Consider the following 24,572-nt stretch of genomic DNA (forward strand, 5'->3'; position numbering starts at 1 on the left):
TCACCTGGGTGAACCGCTCGCGCTCCTTGTCGGTCTCTCTGTACCGCTTTTAAAGGACTGAACGCAAGTATAGGCCAGCTTCGCGCCGCGCGAAACCCCGAAATACTACATTGGCGGAAAACGCACGATTAGATAGATTGCTGACACGGCGACGGTCGCGAGCATCGTGGGAAAGCCGACTTTGAAGAAGTGCGCAAACGTGATGACATGGCCGTTCTTGCGCGAGATGTCGGACATGACGACGTTCGCCGACGCGCCGATCAAGGTGCCGTTGCCGCCGAGGCATGCGCCGAGCGACACCGCCCACCACAGGGGCATGACGTCCATGCCGGTCGCCTCCATGGAAAGCAGGATCGGGATCATCGTGGCGACGAACGGGATGTTGTCGAGGAAGCTCGAGATGATCGCCGAGGCGAAGAGCAGCACGAGCATGGCGACGAAGGTCGACCCTCCCGTGACGTCGATCAAAGCCTGCGCAAGCATGCCGATGACGCCGACCTCGGAGAGCGCGCCCACGATGATGAACAGACCGGCGAAGAAGACGAGCGTGGTCCACTCGACGTGCGCGAGCGCCTCCTCGATGCGCTCGCCCGAGATCAGCATGAGGACGCCCGCCGCGGTGAGCGCGACAACGCAGGACTCGACGCCGAGCGAGCCGTGGGCCATGAAGCCCACGACGACGAGGGCGATCATGACGACGCTCTGGCGCAAGAGGATCGGGTTCTTGATCTGCTCCCGCTCGTCGAGGTCCGCGAGCGCGTCTTTGTGCGCGTCGTCGACGTGGAGCTTTCGGCCGAAGAGCAGGTAGAACAGCGCGAGCATCACGGCGAGCGAGAGCAGCGCCGCCGGGGTGTCGTAGAGGATGAAGTCGACGAAGGAGTAGCCCGCCGCCGAGCCGATCATGATGTTGGGCGGGTCGCCGATGAGGGTCGCCGTGCCGCCGATGTTGGAGGCCATGATCTCGGCGAGGAAGAACGGCACCGCGTCGATGTCGAGCAGGCGGCACACCGTGATGGTCATGGGGCCGATGAGCAGGACCGTCGTCACGTTGTCGAGCAGCGCCGAGAGCAGCGCGGTCAGGCAGACGAAGAGCACCATGACGTGCCAGGGGTTGCCCTTCGCGAGGCGCGCGCACTTGATGGCGAGGTACTCGAAGATGCCCGAGAGCTTCACCACGGCGACGAAGAGCATCATGCCCAGAAGGACGCCGAGCGTGTTGAAGTCGACGTGGCTCATGGCCTGGTCGAAGGTTACGACGTGGACGATGAGCAGGATCATCGCGCCGACGATGGCGACGAGCGCGCGGTGCACCTTCTCCGACATGATGGCGACCATCGCGACGACGAACACCACCACGGCCACAATCTGCATCAAGTCCATACCACTACCCCACTCATACCGTGAATTGCAAAAACGTTCGGAATTATAGGAGTCTTTTGTTTCGAACGTGCTAACAGTTCCCAGCGGTATTCCGTAAGCGGGGGCACCACTTCCGAGAGGGGCGTTTTAAAGTCGCCTGCGCCGATGCAGCTGCACCTTACCCTCCGAAGAAGGCGCGGGCTGTGCGCGCTGCGGGGAGATCCTTGCCATTATCGGCGGCGAAGCGCATGCAGCCTGCTGCCGCATCGCGGTTGCCCGCCGCAGCGTGAAGCTCGCCTTCCTTGGCGGCATACACGACGCGCAAGCGCGTGCACTGGTCGTGGTTGTCCCAGATGGAGCGGTAAAGCCCGATGAGCTTCGACTCGTCGTGATCAAGTTCTGCCTGGGCGACTTCGCGCGACCAGGAAAGATAGGCACGGCGCTGCTGCGTGATAGCATCATCCCCCAAGTTTGGCAGCGAGAGCGCCTCGTCGATGAGCGCGATCACTCGGTTGTTGTCAAAGAGGCTTTTCACGAGGGGAACCAGATCGGCATACAACGCGATTTTCGCCTCGTCGGTCGGCGCATCCTTCACGCTGTCCTGAATCATGAGGCCGAACTTCGCTGCCTCGCTCTTGCGATCGACGTTGATGAGCGCGCACGCGTAGAAGGACAAAAACCACGCGGGAAGCTCGCCCAAGGGCGGCTCGGCGGATTCCGCGATTTTCGACGAACCTTCGAGGAAGGCCATAGCATCGCAGTCATCGTTGTAGAGGGAGACGAGCTTTTCGAGCTTAGCCTGCGCTGCGCGAGCAAACACGCGCGTGAAGACGAACAGGCCAGCGAGCAAGAGCACGACAGATACGCCCGCGCCCGCTGCAGTGAAGCCCATCGCGCGCCCCTCGATGTTCGACCAGATGAAGACCACGGCGAGGGGAATGACGACGGCAATAGCGCAAGCCGCTATCTCATAGCGTTTGAAATACGTAAGCACGAACCTCACCCTTCCCCGTTGACTGTTGAAAGGTAAGTGTAGCGTATGCACGCGGGTTTACGCGAGATTCTCACGAGTTCGATACGCGAACCAATACGCCGCGCCGACCGCCACGCCGCCGACGATGTTGCCGAGCGTCGCGATGACGATGTTCGCGACGAGCCCCTCGAGCGTGATCGCCCCCGGGTTGCCGACGCCGAGCGTGTTCATGAGAAGCCCGCTCGGAAGGAAGAACATGTTCGCCACGCAGTGCTCGAACCCGCAGGCCACAAACGCAGTGATAGGAAGAAAGATGCCGAGCACCTTATCGACCACCGAGCGGGCGGAAAAGCCGATCCACACGGCCAGGCACACGAGCACGTTGCAAAGGATGCCCTTCGCGAAGATGGTGGCGGGTGCAAGTGAGGCCTTCGAGGAAGCAACGTTTACCATGGTCGTCCCGACCGCTCCCCCGTTCATCGCGCCCATCTGCGAGGCGCATACGAGGAACACGACGACGAGCGAACCGGCAAGGTTTCCCAGCCACACAATCGCCCAGTTGCGCGCGAGCTGGCCTGAGCCGATCTTTTTCGAGAACAGCGAGCACACCATAAGCGAGTTGCCGGTGAAAAGCTCCGCGCCGCAGCAGAGCACGAGCACGAGGCCTAAGCAGAAGCAAGCGCCACCGCCAGCGCGTTGCACAGCGAAAGGAAGCGATGAATCGCTTGTGAACAGGCAAAAGAACATTGCGCCGAATCCGATGAAGGCGCCTGCGAGCATCGCGGCGACAAACATGCGGCCAGCGGGCATCGAGCCCTTCGAGATGCCGAGGGTCTCCGCCTTCGCCTCGGTTTGAGCCGGGCTTAACGCGTCGACGGAAATTGATTGATCTGCCATAATCCCCCCCCCATTTCCTGGAAAAGACAACAAGCACGCAAGCACCTTGCGGCGCCGATCACGTCGTTTCATGGAAATATTGGCGGAGATGCGTGCGAATCGAACACACCCAAGACGTTCTGCGCGCCTCACAACGGCTTTGAAGGCCGCGGGGCCCACCAGGACCCATCCATCTCCAAGAAGAAAGCTTCCTAAAGCGTGACAATCATACCGCATGCCCGCGCGCAACCCCCGACCCGTTGAGCAAAGGGCGAAAAATCCCGCCAATGACACCACGGCGGGCGCAATTACGGGGGCACCTTAGCTACACAAGATATGCTTCCGTAATGCCGAACGGCACGAACATCAGCAAGGTCCCTACGAAAGTCATCACGAGAAGCCGAAGCAGGCAACACGTCGGCAGCAGGCGAACGCAAAACGGGCAAAGCATTAGCGGCGAGCGCTTGCTTGACCTTCTCCATGTCGATGGGTTTAGTAAGATGCCCGTTCATGCCTGCATCGTGGGCTCGCTGGGCATCTTCGGCAAGTGCAGGGTCGCCCACGGTAAGGTCGTCGCGATCGGACTTCACGTAGATGTAATAGCGCTCCTTGCCCGAAGGGTTCGTCGAGTAGAGAAGGTTCTCGGCTCGTTCGGGAGTATAGGAGATGTTCGACATGAGGTCGATTTCCCCCGCCTCATGCTTAGCAATGAGCTCAGAGAACGTTCCCAGGACGTACTCGTATTTCCAACCCTCGGTGTGGTAGGAAATGTCTTGCAGGTATTCGTATCCCCAGCCCGACATATACGTGTCGGGCGTTCAGGATTGGTAGTCCTGATTGTCGATGAGGTAGCCGACGCGAATCACTTTCGAGGAAGCCGCCTCGTCCTGAGATTGCCCCTGCTCGTCGGCCGAAGCCACTCCTAAGGTGCCGACGGATGCCAAGGAAAACGCGAGCATGATCGCGAGAACGAAGCGCAACGCGATAGTACGTGACCTCAAGGCACCCTCCGACCTACTGATAGCGTAATAGAAATATCATACCAGCAACTTGCAAGTAAAGAAGGCGCGGCAAGCGAATCTCGCGTGCCGCGCCTCAACTGGGGCTTCGCGTCAACCGTGCGCCTTTGAGGGTAAGAAGCTGCGGCGAAGGGCGTCCCTTTAGCGCCCCGCGCCGCGCACGCTGCCCTTACGCCTCGATACCGAGGGCGAGCGCCTGCTTGTTCTTATCGAGCATCGCAGCTTTGCGCGCGGGAACGCACTTCTCGATCGCCGCCGTGAGCACCTCGGAATCACAGAACGGGTCCGCCGCAAAGAGAGCGCCCACCAGCACGATGTTGCCCAAGCCCTTAAGCCCCGCCTTCTCGGCGATATCGGCAGCGGGGATGGCCTTCACCGTGACGTCGTTGCGCTCAGGAATGTTCTGCACGAGCGTGGAGTCGGCAATGATAAGACCGCCGGGAACGACCGCATCGATGAACTTGTCGAGGGAGGGTTGGTTCATCGCGATAAGGACATCGGGCGCGGTAATGAGCGGGCTGCCGATGGGGTCTGCCGCCAAGCTGACGCTGCAGTTCGCGGTGCCGCCGCGCATCTCAGGGCCGTAGGAGGGCAGCCACGAAACCTCGCGGTTGCCGATGAGCCCGGTATAGGCGATGACCTTGCCGGCGAAGAGCACGCCCTGCCCGCCGAAGCCGGCGAGCACGATCTTGCGATCGGGATACGTCGTCTCAGCCATTAGTTGCCCCCTTCCGACTTCTCGGGATGGGCAATGGGACACGCCGCTGAGCGCGCCGACGCCGCCTCGGCCGCGTTCGCGTAACCATCGGCGACGACATCGCGGTAGACGCCGAGCGGATAGTACGGCAGCATGTTCTCGCGCATCCATTCGAAGGCCTCTTGCGGCGTCAATCCCCAGTTCGTGGGGCAAGTGGAAACGACCTCGATGAACGAGTAGCCCACGCCGTCGATCTGGTACTGGAACGCCTTCTTGATGGCGTTTTTCGCCTTGCGGATGTTCTTCTTGCAATCGACGGTGACGCGCTCGATGTACGCCGGGCCATCGAGCGTGCTCAAAAGCTCGCACACGCGCACGGGATAACCCGCCTTCGAAACGTCGCGCCCATAGGGGCTCGTCTGCGTGACCTGGTTCGGAAGGCTCGTAGGCGCCATCTGACCGCCCGTCATACCGTAGATCGCGTTATTGATGAAGATGACGGTAATGTGCTCGCCGCGCGTCGCCGCATGGACGGTCTCCGCCATGCCGATCGAGGCGAGATCGCCGTCGCCTTGGTACGCGAACACCACATGGTCGGGCAAAACGCGCTTCACGCCGGTCGCAACCGCGGGGGCGCGGCCGTGAGCAGCCTCGATCATATCGCAACCGAAGAAATCGTAGGACATGACCGAGCAGCCGACAGGCGCGACGCCTACGGTCTGGCCCTCGATATCGAGCTCGTCCATGGCCTCGCACACGAGGCGATGGACGATGCCGTGCGTGCAGCCCGGGCAATAGTTGGTCACCACCGGCAACAGCGAATGCGGGCGGGAAAACACGAGCTTCTCGTCTTGTGCCATTAGAGAACCCCTCCCCTCTTCGCAGAATCCTTGATAGCGGAAAGCACCTCTTCAGGCGTCGGGATGACGCCGCCGGTGCGGCCGTAGAAGTCAACTGCCGCGCGCCCGTTCACCGCAAGGCGCACGTCGTCGACCATCTGTCCCATGTTCATCTCAACCGACAGGAACGCCTTCGCATGCGAGAGCGCGTCTTCGATCGCCTTCGTCGGGAACGGCCACAGCGTGATCGGGCGAAGCAGACCGACTTTGATGCCCTCCTCGCGCGCCGCGACGACCGCACTTCTCGCCACGCGGCTCGATGCGCCGAACGCGACTACGACGATTTCCGCATCGTCGAGCATGAAAGCTTCTGCGCGCTGTTCCTTCTCGCGGATGACCTCGTAGCGCTCGAACCGCTCGATGTTGAGCTTCTCGAGGGCGTCGGCGGTCAGATAGAGTGAGTTCACGATGTTGTGGGCGCGCTTGCCCTTATGCCCCGTCGTCGCCCAGGGCTTCTCGGGGAGGCTTTCCTTGGGCTCCGGCAAAACGACGGGCTCCATCATTTGGCCGAGCATGCCGTCGGCAAGCACCATGACAGGCGTGCGATACTCGTCGGCCAAGTCGAAGGCACGGTAGACGCAGTCGGCCATCTCCTGTACTGTCGAGGGCGCGAGCACGGGCATGAAGAAGTCGCCATGCCCCGTCGCGCGCGTGGCCTGCCAATAATCGGACTGGGAAGGCTGGATGCCGCCGAGACCCGGGCCCCCTCGCTGCACGTTAATGATGACGCCCGGCAGATCCGAGCCCGCCATGTACGAGATGCCCTCGCCTTTAAGCGAGATTCCAGGGCTCGATGAGGACGTCATCGCGCGAGCGCCGGCGGACGCGGCGCCGTACACCATGTTGATGGCCGCGATCTCGCTTTCAGCCTGCAGATACGTCCCGCCAATCTTCGGCATGCGCTTGGACATGTAGGCCGCAAGCTCGGTCTGCGGCGTGATGGGATAGCCGAAGAAGAAACGGCACCCGGCGCGCAACGCACTTTCTGCGAGCGCCTCGTTTCCCTTCATAAGAACCTTTTCAGCCATAACTCACCTCCAAACCGAGATGGCGACGTCGGGGCACATGACCGCGCATGAGCAGCACCCCGTGCATTTTGACAGATCGATGCAGTGCGCAGGATGATAGCCCTTGGCCGTTATCCTCTCCTGATCGAGCTCGATAATGTGGGTCGGGCACGCATCCACGCAAAGGCCGCAGCCCTTGCAGAAGCCCTCGTCCACGCTGATTCTTGCCATTTGACGTTAACCCCCGCCCTCTTGACTATCAGTTACTCCACGGCGTTTGCCGATAGGGATTTATTTCGTAGAGCGCCACGTCGGCGCCCTCTTGGGAAAGCCGCTCCCTCGCCGCATCCGCGCAAGATGCGGGAACGCAGACGGCAGCAAGCGGCAGACCCGCCGCACATGCCACTTCGCGGGCAAACGGCAGCGAAGTGGAAATCGCATCTTCGTCGGTGTCGCCCATGAGATGGGAGTTCGCGACGATTGCCGTCGCACGAAGGCGCGATGCACGCTCGATTTCGTAGAGCACCTCGCACGCTTCGCGCGGATCGCGGGTAAGCGCTCGGTAGCGATTCACGACATACCACATCTCGTAAGGTGCCGAAGCGATTGTGCGTGAGAAACGCCCGAGCGCCGCCGCACCGGCATCGTCGCCGCCGACATCGATGACGCACAGCTCGCCCGCGTCGGAGCTCGCACGCTCAATCGCGGGAGCGACCGCGCCGGTGAGCGCCGGCATGTCGATGTTGCAGTCGGGGCCGGCATAGACCGGCGTTATCACCGAGATACCCGCCGCCCGAAGCGATTGCGCCTGGTCACTCGACCTGAAGTAGGGATTCACCACATCGAGGTCGACAAGCGTGACGTGTTTTCCCGCGCACGCGGCATTCTTTACGAGCGAAAGCGAAAGTGCCGTCTTCCCCACACCGTAGTGGCCGCACACGACAAGCACGCCGCCCAGCTGCGAAACGTCGAAGTCGCGAACCTGCGCCATGCTAGATAAGGCCCTCGGGAAGCTTCGGCGACTTCAAGTCCGCCCCGTCCTTCTGCCTGATGGCGACGCGGCGGATCTTGCCGTTCACGGTCTTGGGCAGCGCGTCGACATATTCGACGATGCGCGGGTATTTGTAAGGAGCCGTACGATGCTTCACCCATGCCTGCAGCTCACGGGTCAGCTCGTCGGAGCCCTTAAAGCCATCGGCAAGCACGACCGTTGCCTTGACGGCGAAGCCGCGAACAGGATCGGGCACGCCGGTGACAGCGCACTCGCGCACCGCCTCGTGCTCGAGCAGCTCGCTTTCGATCTCGAAAGGCCCGATGCGGTAGCCGGACGACTTGATGACGTCGTCGTTTCGGCCGACGTACCAGAAGTACCCGTCCTCGTCGACCCATGCGGTGTCGCCGGTGTGATACCAGCCGTTGTAGATCGCGTTCGCCGTCTTTTCGGGGTCGCGGTAATATTCCACCATGATGCCCGCGGGGCGCGGCTCCATGCAGATGCAGATCTCGCCCGTCTCGCCGGTGTTGCAGCGCGAACCGTCGTCGCGCTGAATCTCGACGTTGTAGAGCGGCACGGGCTTGCCCATCGAGCCAGAACGCGGCGTCGAATGCTTGAGGTTGGCGATGGTGAGCGGTGTCTCCGTCTGGCCGAAGCCCTCGTAGATTGTGAGCCCCGTGTGCTCTTTCCAGAAGTTGAACAAATCGGGGTTGAGCGCCTCGCCTGCGGTCGTCGAGTACTGAAGCGACGAGAGGTCATAGGCGTCGAAGTTCTCCGACATCATAAGGCGGTACATCGTCGGCGGGCAGCACATAGACGTGACCTGGTACTTCGAGATAATCGAGAGAATCTCACCCGCGTTGAAGCGGTCGAAATCGTACGTGAGGACGCAGGCCTCCATAAGCCATTGCCCGTAGTATTTGCCCCAGACCGCCTTGCCCCAGCCCGTGTCGGCGATGGTGAAGTGAACGCCGTCGGGCTGCACATTGTGCCAGTGCTTGGCGGTGATGAGGTGCGCAACGGCGTAGCCAGAGTTGTGGAGCACCATCTTCGGGTTGCCGGACGTGCCGGAGGAGAAGTACATGAGCATGGGCTCGGCCGCTACCGTGTCGCAACGCTCGAAGACCTCGCTCGCCGCGCGGACGCCGCTGTTGAAGTCGACCCAACCTTCGCGCTCGATGGACGCGGCGCAGATGCCTTCCTCGCCGGAAAGCGCCGCGCCGACGGTGCCCGCGACGGCGATGAGGTTTCCATCCTCGTCGCGTCGGGTCAAACCGCCACCCGCGCCGTTCACGAGGATGCGCGAGGTGACCGTGGGGCATTCGGAGATGACGTTGTCGGCAACCTCGGCGATATCCCCAACGGAGGTGCAGATGATGGAGCTGATGGAAGCGCCGTTTAAGCGGTATTCCAGGTCGTGCTCCTTCAACATGAAGGTCGCGGGAACCATGACCGCGCCGATCTTGGCCAACGCCGTTGCAACGAACCAGAACTGGTAGTGGCGGCGCAGCACGACAAGAACGTAATCGCCGCGCTTGATACCCTGATCAACCAGGAAGTTCGCCGTTTTGTCGGACCAGCGCTTCATGTCGGCGAAGGTGAAGATATGCTCCTCGCCTTCGGGGTTGCACCAGATCATCGCGCGACGGTCGGGGTCGTTCACCGCGATGTCGTCGACGACGTCGTAGCCGAAGTTGAAGTTGTCGGGATAGTGGACGCTGAACGTCTTAAGCTGCCCATCGGGAGCGTAGGTCTCGTCAACGTAGCGCAGATTGATATTCCTCATGGGATAAAAGAACCTCTTTCAGTGCAAGCGGGGCAAAACACCCCTGAAGTCTCGTAGGAACCGAAGGGATGGCGCAACCCGGGACACGCCCGAGCGCGCCTACATAATCTCGATATCCTGCGGCTTCAAAACGATCGCGTAGAACACGCACGGCTCGCCGCCCGTGGCGATCATGCCATGCCCGCGGCCCGAATCGTACATAAGGACATCGCCGGGGCCCAGTTCCTCGACGTGGCCTTCGTAGGCGAAGCGCATATGCCCGGAGACGATGCAGTCGATTTCCTGACCGCGGTGATAGGACAGATGGATGGGCTTGTCCTGCTCTTCGGGAAGGTAGGGCATTGTGACCAAGAACGGCTCGGCGAGCTTGTTCTTGAACTGCGGCGCCTTGTGCAGGTACTCGAAGCCGGCACGACGCTTCACGGACAGCCCGTCGCCCTCGCGGATAAGGGAATACCCGGTCAGGTGAGGGTTCTCGCCAGTAAGCAGCTCGACGACGTCGACGCCGAAGCGCTTCGCGCACTTCGAGAGGAAGGTGAAGCTCAAGTCCTGCTCGCCGGATTCCTGTGCGGCGTATTCCGAAAGCGAGCGGCCCGTCGCCTGGGCCATTTCCTGCATCGAGATGTCGAGATCCTCGCGCAGCGACCTAATTCGCGAAGCCACCTCTTCGATCTTCGGTTCCATATGCGACTCCCCCTTTCATAGTGCTCGAACGATGCATCGCAAACGATGCCTAACGCATGGATTGTATCGCAACGTTGCGAAATGGAAGTAGTTTGATATGCAAACGGCGGCTAACCGTCATATGGATAGCCGCCGTTTCGGGCAGGCCCCCCGATTGGGGGTTTATCTTATTCCGCCGCCTTCAGAAGCCGCACGGCGAAGTGGGCATCGGGCGAGCCCGGCTTGAGCGCCGGGTTGAAGCACGGCGCCCCACCGATCGGGGCCAAGGCGAACGAAGTCCCCTCGTCGCTTGCGAGGAACGCCTTCACGACATCGATGTTCTCGGCGCGCGTGATGGTGCACGTGGAGAAGACGATGCTGCCGCCTGGGGCAACATGGGTCGAGGCGGACTTCAGGAGCGCCAAGCCAGTCTTTGCAAACTCGTCGATCTTCTCGGGGTTCAAGCGCCAGCGGATCTCCGGGTGGCGGCGCAGCGTGCCCAGGCCCGAGCACGGGGCATCGATGAACACGACGTCGAAGGCACGCTCGCCCACCACGTCATCGAGCGCCGTCGCGTCGCCGGTGATCGATTCGGAAACGTGGATGCCGTATTCCTCCGCGCGCTCGGCGGTAATGTTCGTCTTGAACTCCAGGTTGTCGACGGTCACGTACTCGTCGATCTGCGAGCCGTAGCGGCGCTGAGCGTCGCTTTGGATGAGGACGGTCTTCGTCCCGCGGCCGGCGCCGACCTCAAGAAGCGACGCGGGCTTCTCTTCGGGAAGCACAAGGCGCGCGATCTGCTGGGACGACGCGTCGGAGACGAGGAGCTGGCCGGTCTGGATCATATGGCGGACACGCCCGTCGAAGAGCACGCGCCCCTCGGAGAGGCAATAGCACCCGGGAATGTCCTCGCCGTTGACCGACACGGCCACCGGATCGCCGTGGGCCGCCACGATCGTCTCGACAACCTCGGACTCGTCCGCCTTCGCCGCGTTGATCGCGACGAACAGGGGTGCCGGCTCGTTCGACCCCGCGAGGTAATCGCGCGTGGCATCGGGGCCTAAGTCGAGCAGCGCCCGCTTGGCGAGCCACTCGGGGAAGGCATGCAGGCGCGCAAACGCCTCGATGTCGGTGCGAGGGTCGCCGAAGGGGAACTTGTGCGCCTTGTCGGCGATGCGGCGTAAAACTGCATTCGCCAGGCCGGACGCCTTCGGTGCGATTGTCTTCACCAGCTCGACGCCCTGGCTTACCGCGGCATGCGGCTCCTTCTTCAGGAAGATAATCTCGTAGGTCGAGATGCGCAGCGCGTCGCGCACGTCGTCGTCGATGTCGCTTATGCGGTCGAGGCAGCGGTTGATGACGTCGTCGAGCGTGCCGTACGAGCTCACCACGCCGAGCGTGAGACGCGTTGCGAACGCGCGGTCCTCGCGGGACATGCGGGAGGAATCGATGTACTTGTGGATAAGCTCCTGAGCGAAGGCATCGCGCTCACGGACGATCGACGTCACGCGCAGAGCTGCCTGGCGAGCTGGGGAGGCGCTGCGCTCGGAATCCTTGTGGACGACGCCGCTCGTGCGGGGCTTGTCGCCGAAGGAGTGCTTCGCACCGCGGCGCTCACCGCCCTTGGGACGATTGCGGTACTTAAGCTCGCCGTTCTCGTCAAGCTCGAGCTCACCGCGATAGACGCCTTCCTGCGGCTCGCGACCCTCGGCGAGGGCAGCATTCTGCTCGTTGGGACGCCACGGCCCGCGGCGTTCGAAGCCGCGATGCTCGCCTGCGTCTTTGCGCGAGAAGCCGCGATCGTCGGCGCGATCTTTCTTGAAGGGGGCGTCGCCGCGAGGAGCGCGGTCGAAATCACGCGCTGCGCCATCGCGCTTTTCGTAGGGCTTGCGGTTATCATCGCGCTTGCCGTAAGGCTTGTGGTCGCCATCATGTTTATTGAATGGCTTACGATCGCCGTCACGTTTTTCAAATTTGCGCTCGCCGTCGCGCCTACGATCGTCATCCCGCTTGCCGTAAGGCTTTCGATTGTCGTCTCGCTTGCCGTAGGGCTTGCGGTTGCCGTCCCCTTGCTTCGAGAAGGACTTGCCTCCCGAGCGACGGTCATCGCCGCGCTTACCGTAGGATTTGCGGTCATCGGAGCGCTCATTGTCGAAGGGCTTGCGGGAACGATGCTCGCCATCGCGGGAGGAACCGCCGCGCGAGTCGCGCTTGCCATAGCCGCCCTTGCCGCCTTTTCCGCCGTCGCGCGAGCCCTTATAGGAACCTCTGCGGTCGCCGTTTCCCTTCGAACCGTAGGAACCTGAGTTCGAGCGGCCGCGGCGATCTTGCGATCCCTGGCGCTTCGCGTCGCCGTTGCCGCGATGTTCTTCGTTATGCTGGTTGTTGCCATCAGGCATGTTGCGCCGTCCATTCTCCGTCGTGCCCATGAAGCGCCGCAGCTCCCGCCGCGAATGCCTGGGCATCCATTTCTTTCTTTCCATCTGGTTTCAAGCGGAAGACCTCGAGCGTGCCGTCGGCACACCCAAGCAGAAGCCGCTTCGAGGCGAAGCGCACCTGCCCCGCACCAAGCCCGCTTGCCGCAGCCTTTCCCTGCTCGTCGTAATCGGCGCGGCATGCGTCGATGATCGTCGCGCCCTTGCCGAGCACCAAGCATTTGCTCGGATGACCCGCGCTCGCTGCGCGGACGCGGCGAACAAGCAGGTCGACGCCGAGTGCCGGGTCCAAATCGAGCTCGCCCTTCTCGATCTTATGGGCATACGTAGCGTCCGATTCCTTCTGCACGACCCAGCGCTCTTGCCCGCGCAGGATCTGCATGATCGCCGTCAAAAGGGCATGCGAACCCAAGTTCGCAAGTTCGTCAGCAAGCACAGGAAGGGTCTTCTCCCCCACGTCGAGGGTCCGGCATACGCAGAAGGGGCCGGTGTCGAGGCCTTCCTCCATGCTCATGATGCACACGCCCGTCTCCTCGTCATCGGCGAGGATCGCATGCTCGATAGGAGCCGCGCCCCTCCAGCGGGGCAGAAGCGAGGCGTGCACGTTCAGGCAATGATACGTAGGGCACTCGAGAACTTCGACGGGCAGGATCATGCCGTATGCCGCAACGATGATGAAGTCGGGCCGATACTGCTCAAGCGTGGCGATGGCCTCGGGGTCTTTGAAGGTCGTCGGCTGCTCGACAGGAATACCGAGGCTCATCGCGGTTTCCTTCACCGGGGATGCGACGAGCTTTTTGCCCCGTCCGCGAACAGCATCGGGGCGCGTGTACGCGGCGACGACGTTGTAGTGCTGCGAGAGATCCTCAAGGATGGTTGCCGCGAAGTTCGGCGTGCCCATGAAGACGATGCGCATTCAATCCACCTCGATGGAGGTGTCGCCCGGCTTGGCGCCCTTCTTGCGCGCCTCGTCGTAGGCTTCGAGCGCGCGGATGCGCGTCAGGGGGTCGCAGGACTCGAAAAGCGTGCGTCCGTTCAAGTGATCGATCTCATGCTGAAGGCAGCGCCCGAGAAGACCGTCGCCTTCGATTTCCCACAACTCTCCGTCGAGGTCGTAATAGCGAACGCGGGCCCAGGGCTTGCGCGAAACGGGAACGGTGATGCCAGGGCAGGACAGGCAGCCTTCGCCCTGCGTCTCGGGCTCGCCTTTGAGCTCCATAATCTCGGGGTTGACCAAAACGATGGGGTTTTGCTCATTGGAGTCGTCAACATCGATGACAATCAGGCGCTTCGTCACGCCGACCTGCGGAGCTGCAATTCCGCAACCATTGTTGTTGTACATAGCTCTCGCCATCTGCTTGGCGAGCTTTTTCAAGCTGTAGTCGCCCGGCGTGCACGGCTCGCACACCTGGCGAAGAAGCGGGTCGGGGGCAATAACGATACTGACCACTGGCAACACGTCCTTTATTCGATTGACATGCGGGCGCGCAGATAGAGCGCGCCCGACTTTTTCGCTTGCGACATTGTGGCAAGCACGCCCGCGCCTGTCCACCCGAAGTGCCAGGTTGAGCGGGAAACGAACACAAATCTACGGGATGCGGGCCCACGTGAGGTCCAAAACGCGCCTACGCGTTCGGCGTCTCGCTTTGCTTCGGGGCGTTGGGGTCGTCGGTCACTATTTCCTTGATCGACGCCGCAAGGCCGGCGATTCCCTGGATATCGGAGGGGATGATGAGCTTGGTCGCGCGGCCATTCGCGACGCACTTCAGGGCCTCGTATGCCTGAAGCGTCAAAACGGCGTTGTCGGCGCCCGCCTCGCGCACCATCGCGATGCCCTCTGCGGTTGCACGCTGGACGTTGCGAATTGCCTCGGCCTCGCCTTCCGCCTCGCGGATCTGCTTTTCCTTCTCAGCTTCCGCAGCGAGGATGATTGCCTGCTTCTCGGCTTCGGCGGAGAGGATCTGCGCCTGCTTCTCGCCCTCGGCGACCGTGATGGCGCTCTGCTTCTGGCCCTCTGCCAAAAGCACCGCCTCGCGCTTCTCTCGCTCGGCCTTCATCTGCTTCTCCATCGCCTGCTGGATGGCGGCAGGCGGCGTGATGTTTTTCACCTCGACGCGGTTGACTTTGATGCCCCACGCGTCTGTCGCCTCATCGAGGATGGAGCGCATCTTTGCGTTGATCGTGTCGCGGGAGACGAGCGTCGTGTCGAGGTCGAGCTCGCCGATAATGTTGCGGATCGTGGTCGCGGAGAGGTTCTCAATAGCGACGATGGGGTTCTCCACGCCGTAGCAAAAGAGCTTCGGGTCGAGAATCTTGAAGAAGACGACCGTGTCGATCGAGATCGTGACGTTGTCCTTCGTGATGACCGGCTGCGGCGGGAAATCGAAGACCTGCTCCTTGAGCGAGATCCCCATGCGCACATGGTCGATGAAGGGAACCTTGATGTGGAGGCCGTTGTTCCAGGTGGTGAGATACGATCCCAGACGCTCGACGATGGCGGCTTCAGCCTGCGGAACGATCTTCACGCAGGTGACGGCCAAGACCACCACGATGACGACGAGCACGATGAGGAAGGTGAGCAGTGGCATAGCGTTTCCTTTCGATAGCGGACGGTTTACGCTTCCGGTTCACAGGGTTTGACGATGAGCTTGATGGACACCTGGGCAACGACCTCGACGCGCATGCCCATGGGAAGGACCTCCCCCGTAGCAGAGCGCGCCGACCAAGTCATATGGTCGGAAAGCTCGACCCTGCCCGTCAGCCCGTCGTTGTCGATCGTCTCGCACACGACGCCGCGCTCGCCAACGAGCGTAGGCTCAGCCGAGTGCCCGCGGTTGCGGTGCTTCACGACGACGGGACGAAGGAGAACGAGGCAGAGCACCGAGACCACAAGGAACAGGACAATCTGCACGACGAAGCTCGCACCGAGCAGATCGGCGACGAAGGCAACGAGCGCGCCGACGACGAACCACATCGTGATGAGACCGAACGAGAAGGCCTCGATAAGGGCCATGACGGCGGCCACGACGAGCCAAAGAACCATATGAGACATTGGTGCACCTCCTTATTCACAAGCATGCCTAATTATACCAGAGCGTATTTCCGCATCGATGCACCGCAGGCAAGACTTTACGGGGTTTTGCAACTGGTTGCATACTACAGACGGCCTTCGTGCGCGACGGGCTTGTGGGCAAGGCGCTTCTCGAGCAGCTCCTTTTGAAGCGCCGTCGTGGCCTGGAAAAGAAAGTCGTATTCCTCGGTCCCTTTAAGCGACTCGTCGGCAAGTTGACAGCGGAGCTCCTCGATCGCGTCCTCGGCATCGCCGATGGCAAGTTCTTCGGCGAGGAAGCGTGCGATCTCTTCGGGGGACGCCGTCTCGGTGGAGTTGCCCCCCGCAGTGAGAACACGCCCAGCACGGCCATCGACGGCAGCCGCGTTCGACACGATCGCCGCAGCGCTTGCGGCAGGATCGGACATGAGCGTGTCGAGAATGCTCGACGCGATGGCGGAATGCAGCGGGTCGTGCCACTTGGTCTGCGCGAGGGAATCCGCATGGGCAAGCGCGATAAGCGGGCTTTGGGCGAGCACGCTGAGAAGCTCGCGCTCAAGGCGCAGACGATTGAGCTCGGTCTTCGAAAGCGCCCGACGCTGCGACGCTTGGACGGGAACGGGGGCTTGAGTCGCCGCTTCCTCATCTGCCGCTTCGCCGTAGCGCGCAGGGGGCGCAAGCTTCGAGAGCGCCTCGAGCACATCTTCCTCGCGAGCGCGGGTACGCCCGGCTATTTGGATGGCGTAGTCCTTCGCGAGCAGGGAGTCTTTGATGGGGGCGAGCACCGAGAGCGCCGATGCGAGCGCGGCGGACCTGCCCTCTGCGCTCGAGAGGTCGTGCGCGGCAAGGCGACGATCGATACCGTACTTCAAAAGCGGCTGCGCGTGCTCGATGAGCTCCTCAAGCTCGACGGCAGTGTGCGAGGCCATGTACTCGGCGGGGTCGAGGTTGTCGGGCAGGGTGACGGCGCACAGCTCGATCCTCGTTTTACCCGCCTCGGGCGTCATCGAGGAGTCGATGAACTCCAGCGCGCGGTCGGCCGCCTTCTGACCTGCGGCGTCACCGTCGAAGAGATAGACGATCTTCTTTTGCGCATGACGACCGAGAATGCGGATGTGGCGCATGGTGAGCGCCGTGCCGAGCGTGGCCACCGCGTTGCGCACTCCCCCTTCGTGAAGCGCGATGACGTCGGTGTAGCCTTCGCACACGATGGCAACTCCGCTCGATGCCATGGCGACTTTCGCCTTGTCAAGGCCGTAGAGCACCTGCGACTTGTGGAACAGCGGCGTCTCCTGGGAGTTGAGGTATTTCGGCTCCCCCTTCCCGACGACACGCCCGCCGAACGCGATACAATCGCCCGCCACGTCGTTTATGGGGAACATGATGCGGTTGTAGAAACGGTCGCGCAGCTTGCCCTGGGAATCACGGCTGCACACGTTCGCCTCGACCATCTCGTCGGCCTTGAAGCCCTTCGAGGAAAGATGGCGCGTGAGCACACCGCGCCCGGGAGCGAACCCCAAGTTCCAATCGTTTGGGACCTTGCCGCCCAAGTCGCGTCCCGAAAGGTACTCGCGCGCAGCCGACGCCTCGGGCGACTTCAAGCGCATGAGCTGGAGATGGTAAAACTCAGCGGTCGCCTTGCAGATGTCTTTCAGGCGCGCCTTCTTACTCGCGGGTGCCGCAGGCTTGCCGCCAACTTCGACGATGTCGATATGCGCGCGCTCGGCGAGCCTATGGACCGCCTCGGGAAACGAGAGGTCTTCCGCCTTCATGATGAACGCGAACACGTCCCCGCCCTCTCCGCAACCGAAACAGTGCCACAGCTGCAGCGCCGGATCGATCTTGCACGAAGGTGATTTCTCGTTATGGAAGGGACAGCAGCACCAGAAGTCTCGGCCGCGCTGCTTCACGGGAACGCGCTCGCTGAACACGGCAACGATGTCGCTCGCGTCGCGAACCTTCTGGATGTCCTCATCGGTTATGCGCCCGCCGGGCATAGGATGCCCCGCCTACTCTTCGTCTTTTCGCTGGGCAGGATCGGAAGCGGCCGCAGGGGCGGGCTTGCTTCGCTTCTCGAGGCGCTTCGCCTGCTCCCTCACGTGCTCGGGGACTTCCCATTCCTTATCCTGCAGATCGAGCAGAAGCGCAGCCGCCGCCGTGCGCTGGGAGAGGCGCACGCAACCGACGGTCTCGTCGGCGAACTCGCGGGCGAAGGTGACGCGCGCGGGAAGGATCGCAGCCCCCACCGAGGCGCCCACGGCCCCGAAGATGGCCGTGAAAGCGTTCACTTCGGCGGTGGAAACCGACACGTAGGCGCTCGTGATCAGGATGAGGACGGTGCAGGCGATGCCAAGGCCCACCACCGCGTAGCAGAATGCGCGGCCGGCATCGTTTTTCCCGCAGACGAGGGTCGCGATGACGAGCGATGCGAGAAGCGATACCACGGTAAGCACGTTGCCGTAGGAGACGATTGGCCCGAACATGGTGAATATCGCGCAGATGGCTGCGATGACGATGCACGGGAGCAGCACTTTCTTCGCAATCTCACCGCGTTCATGCTCCTTTTCCGCAGAAAGGATACGCGTGCGGACGACCTTGCCGTGCGGCCAGCGGAACGACCCCGCAGCATGCTCGCGGCCGATTCCGGAGAGCTCGTCGACCTTAGACGACAAAAACCCGAACAGGCCGATTGCGACGACGACGATCAGTATGATCAAAACCCACGGCATTGGCGCTTCCCCTCAGCTGGTATACGGTGCTTGCTAAACAATGGGATATGGTAGCACGACCGACGAACGCCCGCCCCGCGAGCGCGGCCAAATGCGCAGTGCGCCTACAACCCGATCCGAATGCGCGCGTCACTGCTACAATGGCGGCAAACAAGGAAAGCGCGGCGAGCGCTCGTCTTCACGGCAGGGTCGCACCCGCCGCGAGAAGGAAGGCAACCATGTCGAAGGATTCCATACCCTATCTGACGATCGACCCGGCAATCGAGGCAGAGATTCTCGCCGACCGCGCGGCGGGGCGAATGAGCCCCTACCGCTTTCGCGACGAGGACGTGGCCAGGCGCGAGCCGAACCCGCACGACACAGCGACGATCGCACGGCCCGCGTTCGCGCGCGACATCGAGAAGATTGTGAACATGCCTGCCTATAACCGGTATGCGGGCAAGACGCAGGTGTTCTCCTTCGTCGAGAACGACGACATCTGCCGCCGCGGCCTGCACGTGCAGCTGGTGAGCCGCGTCGCACGGGGAATCGGGCGGCTACTCGGGCTGAACTGCGACCTCATCGAGGCCATCGCGCTCGGGCACGATTTGGGGCACACGCCGTTCGGGCATGCGGGCGAGCGGTTCTTGTCCCGCTGCTACCACGAGCGCACCGATCGCTATTTCAACCACAACGTCCATTCCGTGCGCGTGCTCGACCAGCTCTATCGCCGCAACGTGAGCCTGCAAACGCTCGACGGTGTGCTCTGCCACAACGGCGAGTTCGCCCAGCAGGAGCTCAAGCGCGGGGATGTGGGAACGTTCGAGGCGCTCGACGCGCTTGTCGAGGAGTGCACAGCCGACGAGCAGGTCATCTCCACGCTGCGCCCCTCGACGCTCGAGGGCTGCGTCGTGCGCGTGGCCGACATGATCGCATATGTGGGCAAGGACCGCCAAGACGCGATGGACATGGGCGCGCTCGCCTCGCTCGACGAGTTCGAGTCAACGGTGATGGGCAAGGCGAACGCGCAGATCATCAACAACCTCACCGCCGACATCGTGAACGAAAGCTACGGCAAGGATCGCATCGCCATGAGCGAGGCGATGTTTAACGACCTCAAGCGCGCGAAACGGCAAAACTACGAGATCATCTACAACAAGGAGGGCCTCGCCGCAAGCGACGGCATCACCGTCGGGGAGATGTTCGAGGAGGTCTACGAGAAGCTTCTCGGCGATTTGACCAAAGGGCGCGAGGAGTCCGCGATATTCAGGCACCATATCGATTATCTCGCGAGGAAGTCGCGCTCGATCACGCGCGAGCGCTACGTGGGCTCAACGGAGCCGAACCAGATTGTGGTCGACTACATCGCTTCCATGACGGACAGCTACTTCATGGCGCTCTACGCGCACCTGTTTCCCGAGCGGGCAACCCGGGTTCAGCTGCGCGGCTATTGCGCCGACCTGCGCTAACCGGTAAAACCGGTATCTTCGAGAAGGTTGGCGCCGTCGGCTGCGGCGGTCGCAAGCGCATCGCAGCGCTCGTTTTCGGGATGGCCCGCATGACCCTTCACCCACACGAAGGTCACGTCGTGCGGCTTTTTCGCCTCGAGCAGGCGCTTCCAGAGGTCGGAGTTTTTGACGGGCTCCTTCTTCGCGTTCTTCCAACCGCGTTTAAGCCAGCCCTCGACCCAATGCTGGTTGAAGGCGTTCACCACATACTGCGAGTCCGAATGGACCTCGACGGTGCACGGGCGCTTGAGCGCCTCGAGCGCGACGATCACCCCGAGCAGCTCCATGCGGTTGTTCGTCGTGGTGGCATACCCCTGCGAGAGCTCGCGCTCGTGCAGCTTGCCCGCCGAGTCGACGAACTGCAGCACCGCGCCATAGCCGCCGGGGCCGGGGTTTCCACGCGAAGAGCCGTCGGTGTAGATCGTGACTTTCATGCCGTCCTTTCGTCGTAAGCAAAACGAGGGCGGGGCCCTTTGCGGGTTCCCGCCCTCGTCTACGATACCCGAGCCATCTCGCGATGGGAAGGGCACAAAGCCGAAGCTCTAGAGATTGTACGCACGCGAGCTGTGCATGCTGAGCGCGATCGTCGATGCGTTGTGCAGAAGCGACGAGGTCTGCGGCGTGATGATACCGCCGATGCCGAGCGCTAAGAGCGCCGAATTGAAGGCGATGGTCTGCGCAAACGAGGTGTCCATGCGGCCCATGAGGCCACGCGAGAGGATGCGCATCTGGACGAGCGAATGCAGTTCGCCCTCCGAGAGCGTGATGTCGGCGACCTCCTTGGCGATTGCGGTGCCCTGCCCCATGGCAACGCCGACCGTGGCCGCGGAAAGCGCAGGGGAATCGTTCACCCCGTCGCCCACCATGACCACCTTGCAGCCCTCGTTTTTCAGCTGTTCCACGAACCCGTGCTTGTCCTCGGGAAGCAGATCGGCGCGGAATTCGGTGATACCCGCAGCCTGTGCGACGCGGGCGGCAGTCTTCTCGTTGTCGCCCGTCAACATGATGATTCGCTCGAAGCCGAGGTCGCGCAAGCTCCCAATCGCCTCCGAGACACCCGCCTTCAAGGGGTCGTCGATGCCGATGACGCCCACGAGCACACCGTCGACGGCGAGGTAGAGCGTCGAGAGATCGCTCGCCTCGGCGTCGATTTTGCGCTGATCCTCGTCGGCGACGACGACCTTCTCGTCCTCGACGACGAAGTGCCTCGACCCGATGACCGCCCGCTTGCCGTCGATCGAGCTCGCGATGCCGTGCGCCACGATGTACTCCACGGCGGCATGGCGCTCGCGATGTTTGAGGTTCTTCTCGGCTGCGGCGCGAACAACGGCGCGCGCGACGGGATGCGGGAAGTGCTCTTCCAGGCACGCCGCGAAGCGAAGGACCTGGGTCCGATTCCATCCGTCGAGCGCGATAACGCATTTCACCTGGGGTTGCGCCTCGGTAAGCGTGCCGGTCTTGTCGAAGACGATCGTGTCGGCCTGGGCGAATGCCTCGAAATGCTTCGATCCCTTCACCGTGAAGCCCGCCTTGGCGGCCTGGCTCATGGCGGACAAAACTGAGATTGACCCCGTGAGCTTGAGCGCGCACGAATAATCGACCATGAGTGCAGCTGAGGTTTTCACGAGGCTGCGCGTGGTAAGGGCGACGACGCCCGCGAGCAGGAAGTTCCACGGCACGATGCGGTCGGCCAAGCGCTCGCGCTTCGTCTGGACATCGGCTTTCATGCTTTGGGACAGCTCGACCAGCGAGACGATGGAACGAAGCTTCGTCTCGCCCGTCGCTGCCTTGACGCGGACGAAGATCTCGCCGTCTTCGCACGCGGTACCCGCGAAAACGTCGTCTCCCACCGTGCGCTCGACAGCAAGCGGCTCACCGGTCAGGGTCGACTGGTTCACCATGGCCACACCACGCTCGACCACACCGTCGACGCTTACCGGCATGCCGGTGCGCACGGCGATCAGGTCGCCCGCCTTCAGGTTGGCGGTGGGGACGGTCATTTCCTGGTCGCCGCAGACGAGCTGCGCATTCTCCGGCGCGCCGAGCAAGGAGTAAATCAGCTGGTTCTCCGAGCGCGCACGCGTGTAGTCTTCTAACGTCTCGCCCAAATCGAGCAAGAACATCGTTGACGACGCCGTCGCGAAGTCGCCCATCACGAATGAAATCCCGATGGCCGCCGCATCGAGAACGGGAACATCGAGTCGCGCATGGAGAAGCGAGTTCACGGCAGCCTTCAGGAAGAGGCGATAATGCCAGATCGTATGAATGGCGCGCAAGGGCGCAGGAAGGAACCATTTCCGTGCGAAGTGGGATCCGACGAGCAGCGCGATGTCCATCAGCAGGGAATGCGTCCTGACCGAAAGCGCCGTCGGGCACGCGAGCTTCGCCTTCTCGATGGACTTCGCGTCGACGGCGTCCATCGCGGAAAGGACGGCAGCGCGCGCTTCATCTCCACCTGCAAAAGTGACCGAGAGCGACCCGATGCGCGGATAGACGTTGACTGACGTCACGCAGGGGCATGCCGCCATGAGCGACTCGAGCGCATCGACGTCCGCTTCGGGCACGCGACCGTAGAGCCGAACGCGAATCCGCCCGGGTATCTCATGCTCTATCGTATATTTCATCGAGCGGCTTCTTTACTGCTCGTCCTTGGCGGCTTCAGCCTTCTCGGATTCGGCGAGGTTAATGTAGTTCGCCTCGGCAACGATGTCGTCGACCTGGGCCTTCGCCTCTTCGACGATGTTCTGATAGCCTTGCTTCACCTGCAGGCCTTTAGCGACGCCCTGCACGTAGCACTTCCTGGCAGTCTTGGAGGTGAGTGCCTTCACGCCGACCGTGCCGGCAAGAAAGCCAGCGCCAACGAGCAGGGAGTTGAACGTCTTCTTCTTCATGATGGAATCCTTTCTGGTTTTGGGTTGCTGCATAGTTCGCCCAAGATAACAAGCAAAAAGAATTGTAAACTGCGTGTAACAAAGAATGACAAGAATTCACAAAAAGTTAACTATGGCTTTCCGCAAAGTCGATAAGCTCTTGGCGGTTGTGGACCCCGCATTTGGCATAGATGCGGCGCAAATGCGTGTCAACCGTGCTTTTCGAGATGCAAAGCTCACTCGCGATGCGCTCGCCAGTGCGGCCTTTGAGGGCAAGGGGCAAGACCTCAGCCTCGCGGGGGGAAAGCCCAGCCTGCTTGCTGATCTTGCGGCACGTGGCGTCGAAGCGGTCGAGGGTGATGGCGACTTGGGAGAGCGCCGAGAAGTCGCGCTCGGTAAACAGGTAGAGATAGGCTATCAAGGCACACAATCCGGCAAGGGCGCACATGAGATGGGAGGCCGCGCTTCCGAAAAACGCGACGTCGAAGAAGTTACCGACGACAAGCCCCATGAACTCGCCGAGAAAAAGCGCGGCGAAGCCCCGACCGAACGTGACCGCGGCGTCTCCCCCGTCGATTTTGCCCATGACGAGGAAGAGCGAAACCAAAACGACGATGAGCGAGAGAAAACCCGACATGGCGACGGCCTCACCGGGCACGCCGATGTCGCCGAGGACCTCCACGAAAAGGAAGCCGCCCATGAGCAAAAGCACCGAGAGCCGATAGGTGCCGCCAAGCGGGCCTGCGTCGCTGCCCTGGACGAAGGCGACGCCGCGCGAGATAACGGCGAGCATTCCGCCTTCTGGGCGGGGCGCGTCCTTCAAGGCGGGCTTGGCCCCCTCGCCTCCAAAGAGCTGCAGAGCAGCAAGGCAGAACAGGATGAAGAGCACAAGCGTAACGGGAAGCGTCGGCGTCGCGTCCATTCCAGGGTCGGATCCGTACGTCTGCATGATGCCCGTGGCCAGGCCGAAGAGCAGCGTTCCCAGAAGAAGGCGCCTCGTGAAGCGGTTCTTCTTCGGCGCACCAGACTTAATAGACGCATCTTTAGGTTTGGACGGAGAGGTGCCGATTCGCTGCATCGCGAGCAGAAACGCGAGGGACAAAAGAGGCAAGACGTCGATAAGGAGCTCAGCTTCAGGGGGAAGGGCCTCCGAGCCCAAGAGAAAGCAGACAGCGGCGCCGAGCGCAGACCCGATAAGGGCGCAGGGCACGGACTGCTCGATTTCGAAACCTCCGAGCGCACGGCCCCAGGCGGCGAATACGATGCCGCACGGAGCACCCACAAGCAGACCTTCGAGGGCAAGAAGCGTTCCATCGTGGGTGCCGAGCAGCTGCTCGGTGAGCGAGCCCGCCACCATGAGCAGCGAGCTGACGATGACGACGGGGGCAGAAGTCAGGCGCGCGCGGGCCGAATTCGGCGCAAAAGTGCAAGCGACGAGCGTGCAGACCATGAACAGCAGGGGAAACAGGAGCTCTCCGCGCTCCAGTTCGAGATTCCCAAGGGAGAAAGAGCAGTTAGATCCCATATAGAGAAGCGAGATGACGCAGGCCTGGAAGGATGCGAAGCCCAGAATGGCAAAACGAGCGCGCCTCGCGTCGCTTGAACCTTGGATCACACTAACTTCCCTTCGGTCGAACGGCCATCTTTTCGGACACTATTGTAAAGCACGGAGCCTCGATAATACCCCGCCGTGAAATCAAAAAGGGCGCATAGCGGATGTCCATGCGCC

Annotated in this window: 24 protein-coding genes and 1 tRNA gene; 1 reads left to right on the forward strand and 24 read right to left on the reverse strand. The window is 62.1% G+C overall.

Going from position 1 to position 24,572, the window contains the following annotated elements; all coding sequences use genetic code 11:
* Window positions 1–105 precede the first annotated feature (105 nt).
* The 20 genes from Q0I65_RS01220 to Q0I65_RS01315 all read right to left on the reverse strand — a co-directional run bounded on the left by Q0I65_RS01220 (window position 106) and on the right by Q0I65_RS01315 (window position 18,486).
* Complete coding sequence (locus Q0I65_RS01220) at window positions 106–1,380, reverse strand: ArsB/NhaD family transporter (RefSeq protein ID WP_296058916.1); 1,275 nt, start codon at window positions 1,378–1,380, stop codon at window positions 106–108.
* Between the two features lie 157 nt (window positions 1,381–1,537).
* The gene (locus Q0I65_RS01225; protein WP_296058918.1) at window positions 1,538–2,353 is read right to left on the reverse strand and encodes a hypothetical protein; all 816 of its coding nucleotides are present in this window, start codon (window positions 2,351–2,353) and stop codon (window positions 1,538–1,540) included.
* Between the two features lie 57 nt (window positions 2,354–2,410).
* Window positions 2,411–3,229 carry a formate/nitrite transporter family protein gene (locus Q0I65_RS01230; protein WP_296058920.1) on the reverse strand — a complete coding sequence of 273 codons (819 nt, stop codon included), beginning with the start codon at window positions 3,227–3,229 and terminating at the stop codon, window positions 2,411–2,413.
* 80 nt (window positions 3,230–3,309) lie between these two features.
* A tRNA-Sec gene (locus Q0I65_RS01235) sits at window positions 3,310–3,406 on the reverse strand.
* A 110-nt stretch (window positions 3,407–3,516) separates the two neighbouring features.
* The gene (locus Q0I65_RS01240) at window positions 3,517–4,011 is read right to left on the reverse strand and encodes a transporter substrate-binding domain-containing protein (protein WP_296058922.1); all 495 of its coding nucleotides are present in this window, start codon (window positions 4,009–4,011) and stop codon (window positions 3,517–3,519) included.
* A 15-nt stretch (window positions 4,012–4,026) separates the two neighbouring features.
* A complete protein-coding gene (locus Q0I65_RS01245; RefSeq protein WP_296058924.1) occupies window positions 4,027–4,209 on the reverse strand; it encodes a hypothetical protein in 183 nt (60 codons plus the stop codon).
* A 187-nt stretch (window positions 4,210–4,396) separates the two neighbouring features.
* Entirely contained in the window at window positions 4,397–4,945 is a 549-nt protein-coding gene (locus tag Q0I65_RS01250) for a 2-oxoacid:acceptor oxidoreductase family protein (RefSeq protein ID WP_296058926.1), read from the reverse strand.
* On the reverse strand, window positions 4,945–5,784 hold the full coding sequence (locus Q0I65_RS01255) for a thiamine pyrophosphate-dependent enzyme (RefSeq protein ID WP_296058927.1): 840 nt from the start codon (window positions 5,782–5,784) through the stop codon (window positions 4,945–4,947). The genes Q0I65_RS01250 and Q0I65_RS01255 overlap by 1 nt, the downstream gene beginning before the upstream one ends.
* Window positions 5,784–6,851, reverse strand: coding sequence for a 3-methyl-2-oxobutanoate dehydrogenase subunit VorB (locus Q0I65_RS01260; RefSeq protein ID WP_296058929.1), 1,068 nt, complete (start codon window positions 6,849–6,851; stop codon window positions 5,784–5,786). The genes Q0I65_RS01255 and Q0I65_RS01260 overlap by 1 nt, the downstream gene beginning before the upstream one ends.
* A 3-nt stretch (window positions 6,852–6,854) precedes the next feature.
* Window positions 6,855–7,061, reverse strand: coding sequence for a 4Fe-4S binding protein (locus Q0I65_RS01265; protein ID WP_296058931.1), 207 nt, complete (start codon window positions 7,059–7,061; stop codon window positions 6,855–6,857).
* Window positions 7,062–7,089: 28 nt separating this feature from the next.
* A complete protein-coding gene (locus Q0I65_RS01270) occupies window positions 7,090–7,821 on the reverse strand; it encodes a ParA family protein (RefSeq protein WP_296058933.1) in 732 nt (243 codons plus the stop codon).
* 1 nt (window position 7,822) lies between these two features.
* Window positions 7,823–9,610 (reverse strand): AMP-binding protein, encoded by a 1,788-nt coding sequence (locus tag Q0I65_RS01275; RefSeq protein ID WP_296058935.1) that lies wholly within the window; start codon window positions 9,608–9,610, stop codon window positions 7,823–7,825.
* A gap of 99 nt (window positions 9,611–9,709) precedes the next feature.
* A complete protein-coding gene (locus tag Q0I65_RS01280) occupies window positions 9,710–10,294 on the reverse strand; it encodes a cupin domain-containing protein (RefSeq protein WP_276996578.1) in 585 nt (194 codons plus the stop codon).
* A gap of 167 nt (window positions 10,295–10,461) precedes the next feature.
* Window positions 10,462–12,738: a transcription antitermination factor NusB gene (locus Q0I65_RS01285; RefSeq protein WP_296058940.1), complete on the reverse strand. Its 2,277-nt coding sequence runs from the start codon at window positions 12,736–12,738 to the stop codon at window positions 10,462–10,464.
* A complete protein-coding gene (gene fmt, locus Q0I65_RS01290; RefSeq protein ID WP_296058942.1) occupies window positions 12,665–13,624 on the reverse strand; it encodes a methionyl-tRNA formyltransferase in 960 nt (319 codons plus the stop codon). Before fmt ends, Q0I65_RS01285 begins: the two co-directional genes overlap by 74 nt.
* Window positions 13,625–14,167, reverse strand: coding sequence for a peptide deformylase (gene def / locus Q0I65_RS01295; protein ID WP_296058943.1), 543 nt, complete (start codon window positions 14,165–14,167; stop codon window positions 13,625–13,627).
* A gap of 166 nt (window positions 14,168–14,333) precedes the next feature.
* Window positions 14,334–15,296 (reverse strand): stomatin-like protein, encoded by a 963-nt coding sequence (locus Q0I65_RS01300; RefSeq protein WP_158048483.1) that lies wholly within the window; start codon window positions 15,294–15,296, stop codon window positions 14,334–14,336.
* A gap of 26 nt (window positions 15,297–15,322) precedes the next feature.
* Window positions 15,323–15,760, reverse strand: coding sequence for an NfeD family protein (locus tag Q0I65_RS01305; RefSeq protein WP_296058944.1), 438 nt, complete (start codon window positions 15,758–15,760; stop codon window positions 15,323–15,325).
* A gap of 104 nt (window positions 15,761–15,864) precedes the next feature.
* The gene (dnaG, locus tag Q0I65_RS01310) at window positions 15,865–17,754 is read right to left on the reverse strand and encodes a DNA primase (RefSeq protein ID WP_296058945.1); all 1,890 of its coding nucleotides are present in this window, start codon (window positions 17,752–17,754) and stop codon (window positions 15,865–15,867) included.
* A gap of 12 nt (window positions 17,755–17,766) precedes the next feature.
* Complete coding sequence (locus Q0I65_RS01315; protein ID WP_296058947.1) at window positions 17,767–18,486, reverse strand: hypothetical protein; 720 nt, start codon at window positions 18,484–18,486, stop codon at window positions 17,767–17,769.
* A 218-nt stretch (window positions 18,487–18,704) separates the two neighbouring features.
* On the opposite strand from Q0I65_RS01315, the gene Q0I65_RS01320 reads away from it, so the two are divergent.
* A complete protein-coding gene (locus Q0I65_RS01320) occupies window positions 18,705–19,934 on the forward strand; it encodes an HD domain-containing protein (RefSeq protein WP_296058949.1) in 1,230 nt (409 codons plus the stop codon).
* On the opposite strand, the gene rnhA is transcribed toward Q0I65_RS01320, so the two are convergent.
* The 4 genes from rnhA to Q0I65_RS01340 all read right to left on the reverse strand — a co-directional run bounded on the left by rnhA (window position 19,931) and on the right by Q0I65_RS01340 (window position 24,458).
* Window positions 19,931–20,407 carry a ribonuclease HI gene (gene rnhA, locus Q0I65_RS01325; RefSeq protein ID WP_296058952.1) on the reverse strand — a complete coding sequence of 159 codons (477 nt, stop codon included), beginning with the start codon at window positions 20,405–20,407 and terminating at the stop codon, window positions 19,931–19,933. The genes Q0I65_RS01320 and rnhA overlap by 4 nt on opposite strands.
* 108 nt (window positions 20,408–20,515) lie before the next feature.
* Window positions 20,516–22,597: a heavy metal translocating P-type ATPase gene (locus Q0I65_RS01330; protein WP_296058953.1), complete on the reverse strand. Its 2,082-nt coding sequence runs from the start codon at window positions 22,595–22,597 to the stop codon at window positions 20,516–20,518.
* 12 nt (window positions 22,598–22,609) lie between these two features.
* Window positions 22,610–22,864 carry a DUF6110 family protein gene (locus Q0I65_RS01335; protein ID WP_276996562.1) on the reverse strand — a complete coding sequence of 85 codons (255 nt, stop codon included), beginning with the start codon at window positions 22,862–22,864 and terminating at the stop codon, window positions 22,610–22,612.
* 106 nt (window positions 22,865–22,970) lie between these two features.
* A complete protein-coding gene (locus Q0I65_RS01340) occupies window positions 22,971–24,458 on the reverse strand; it encodes a helix-turn-helix transcriptional regulator (RefSeq protein WP_296058957.1) in 1,488 nt (495 codons plus the stop codon).
* Window positions 24,459–24,572: the final 114 nt, after the last annotated feature.

This window comes from uncultured Ellagibacter sp., assembly GCF_934643285.1.
Taxonomy (GTDB): Bacteria; Actinomycetota; Coriobacteriia; order Coriobacteriales; family Eggerthellaceae; genus Ellagibacter.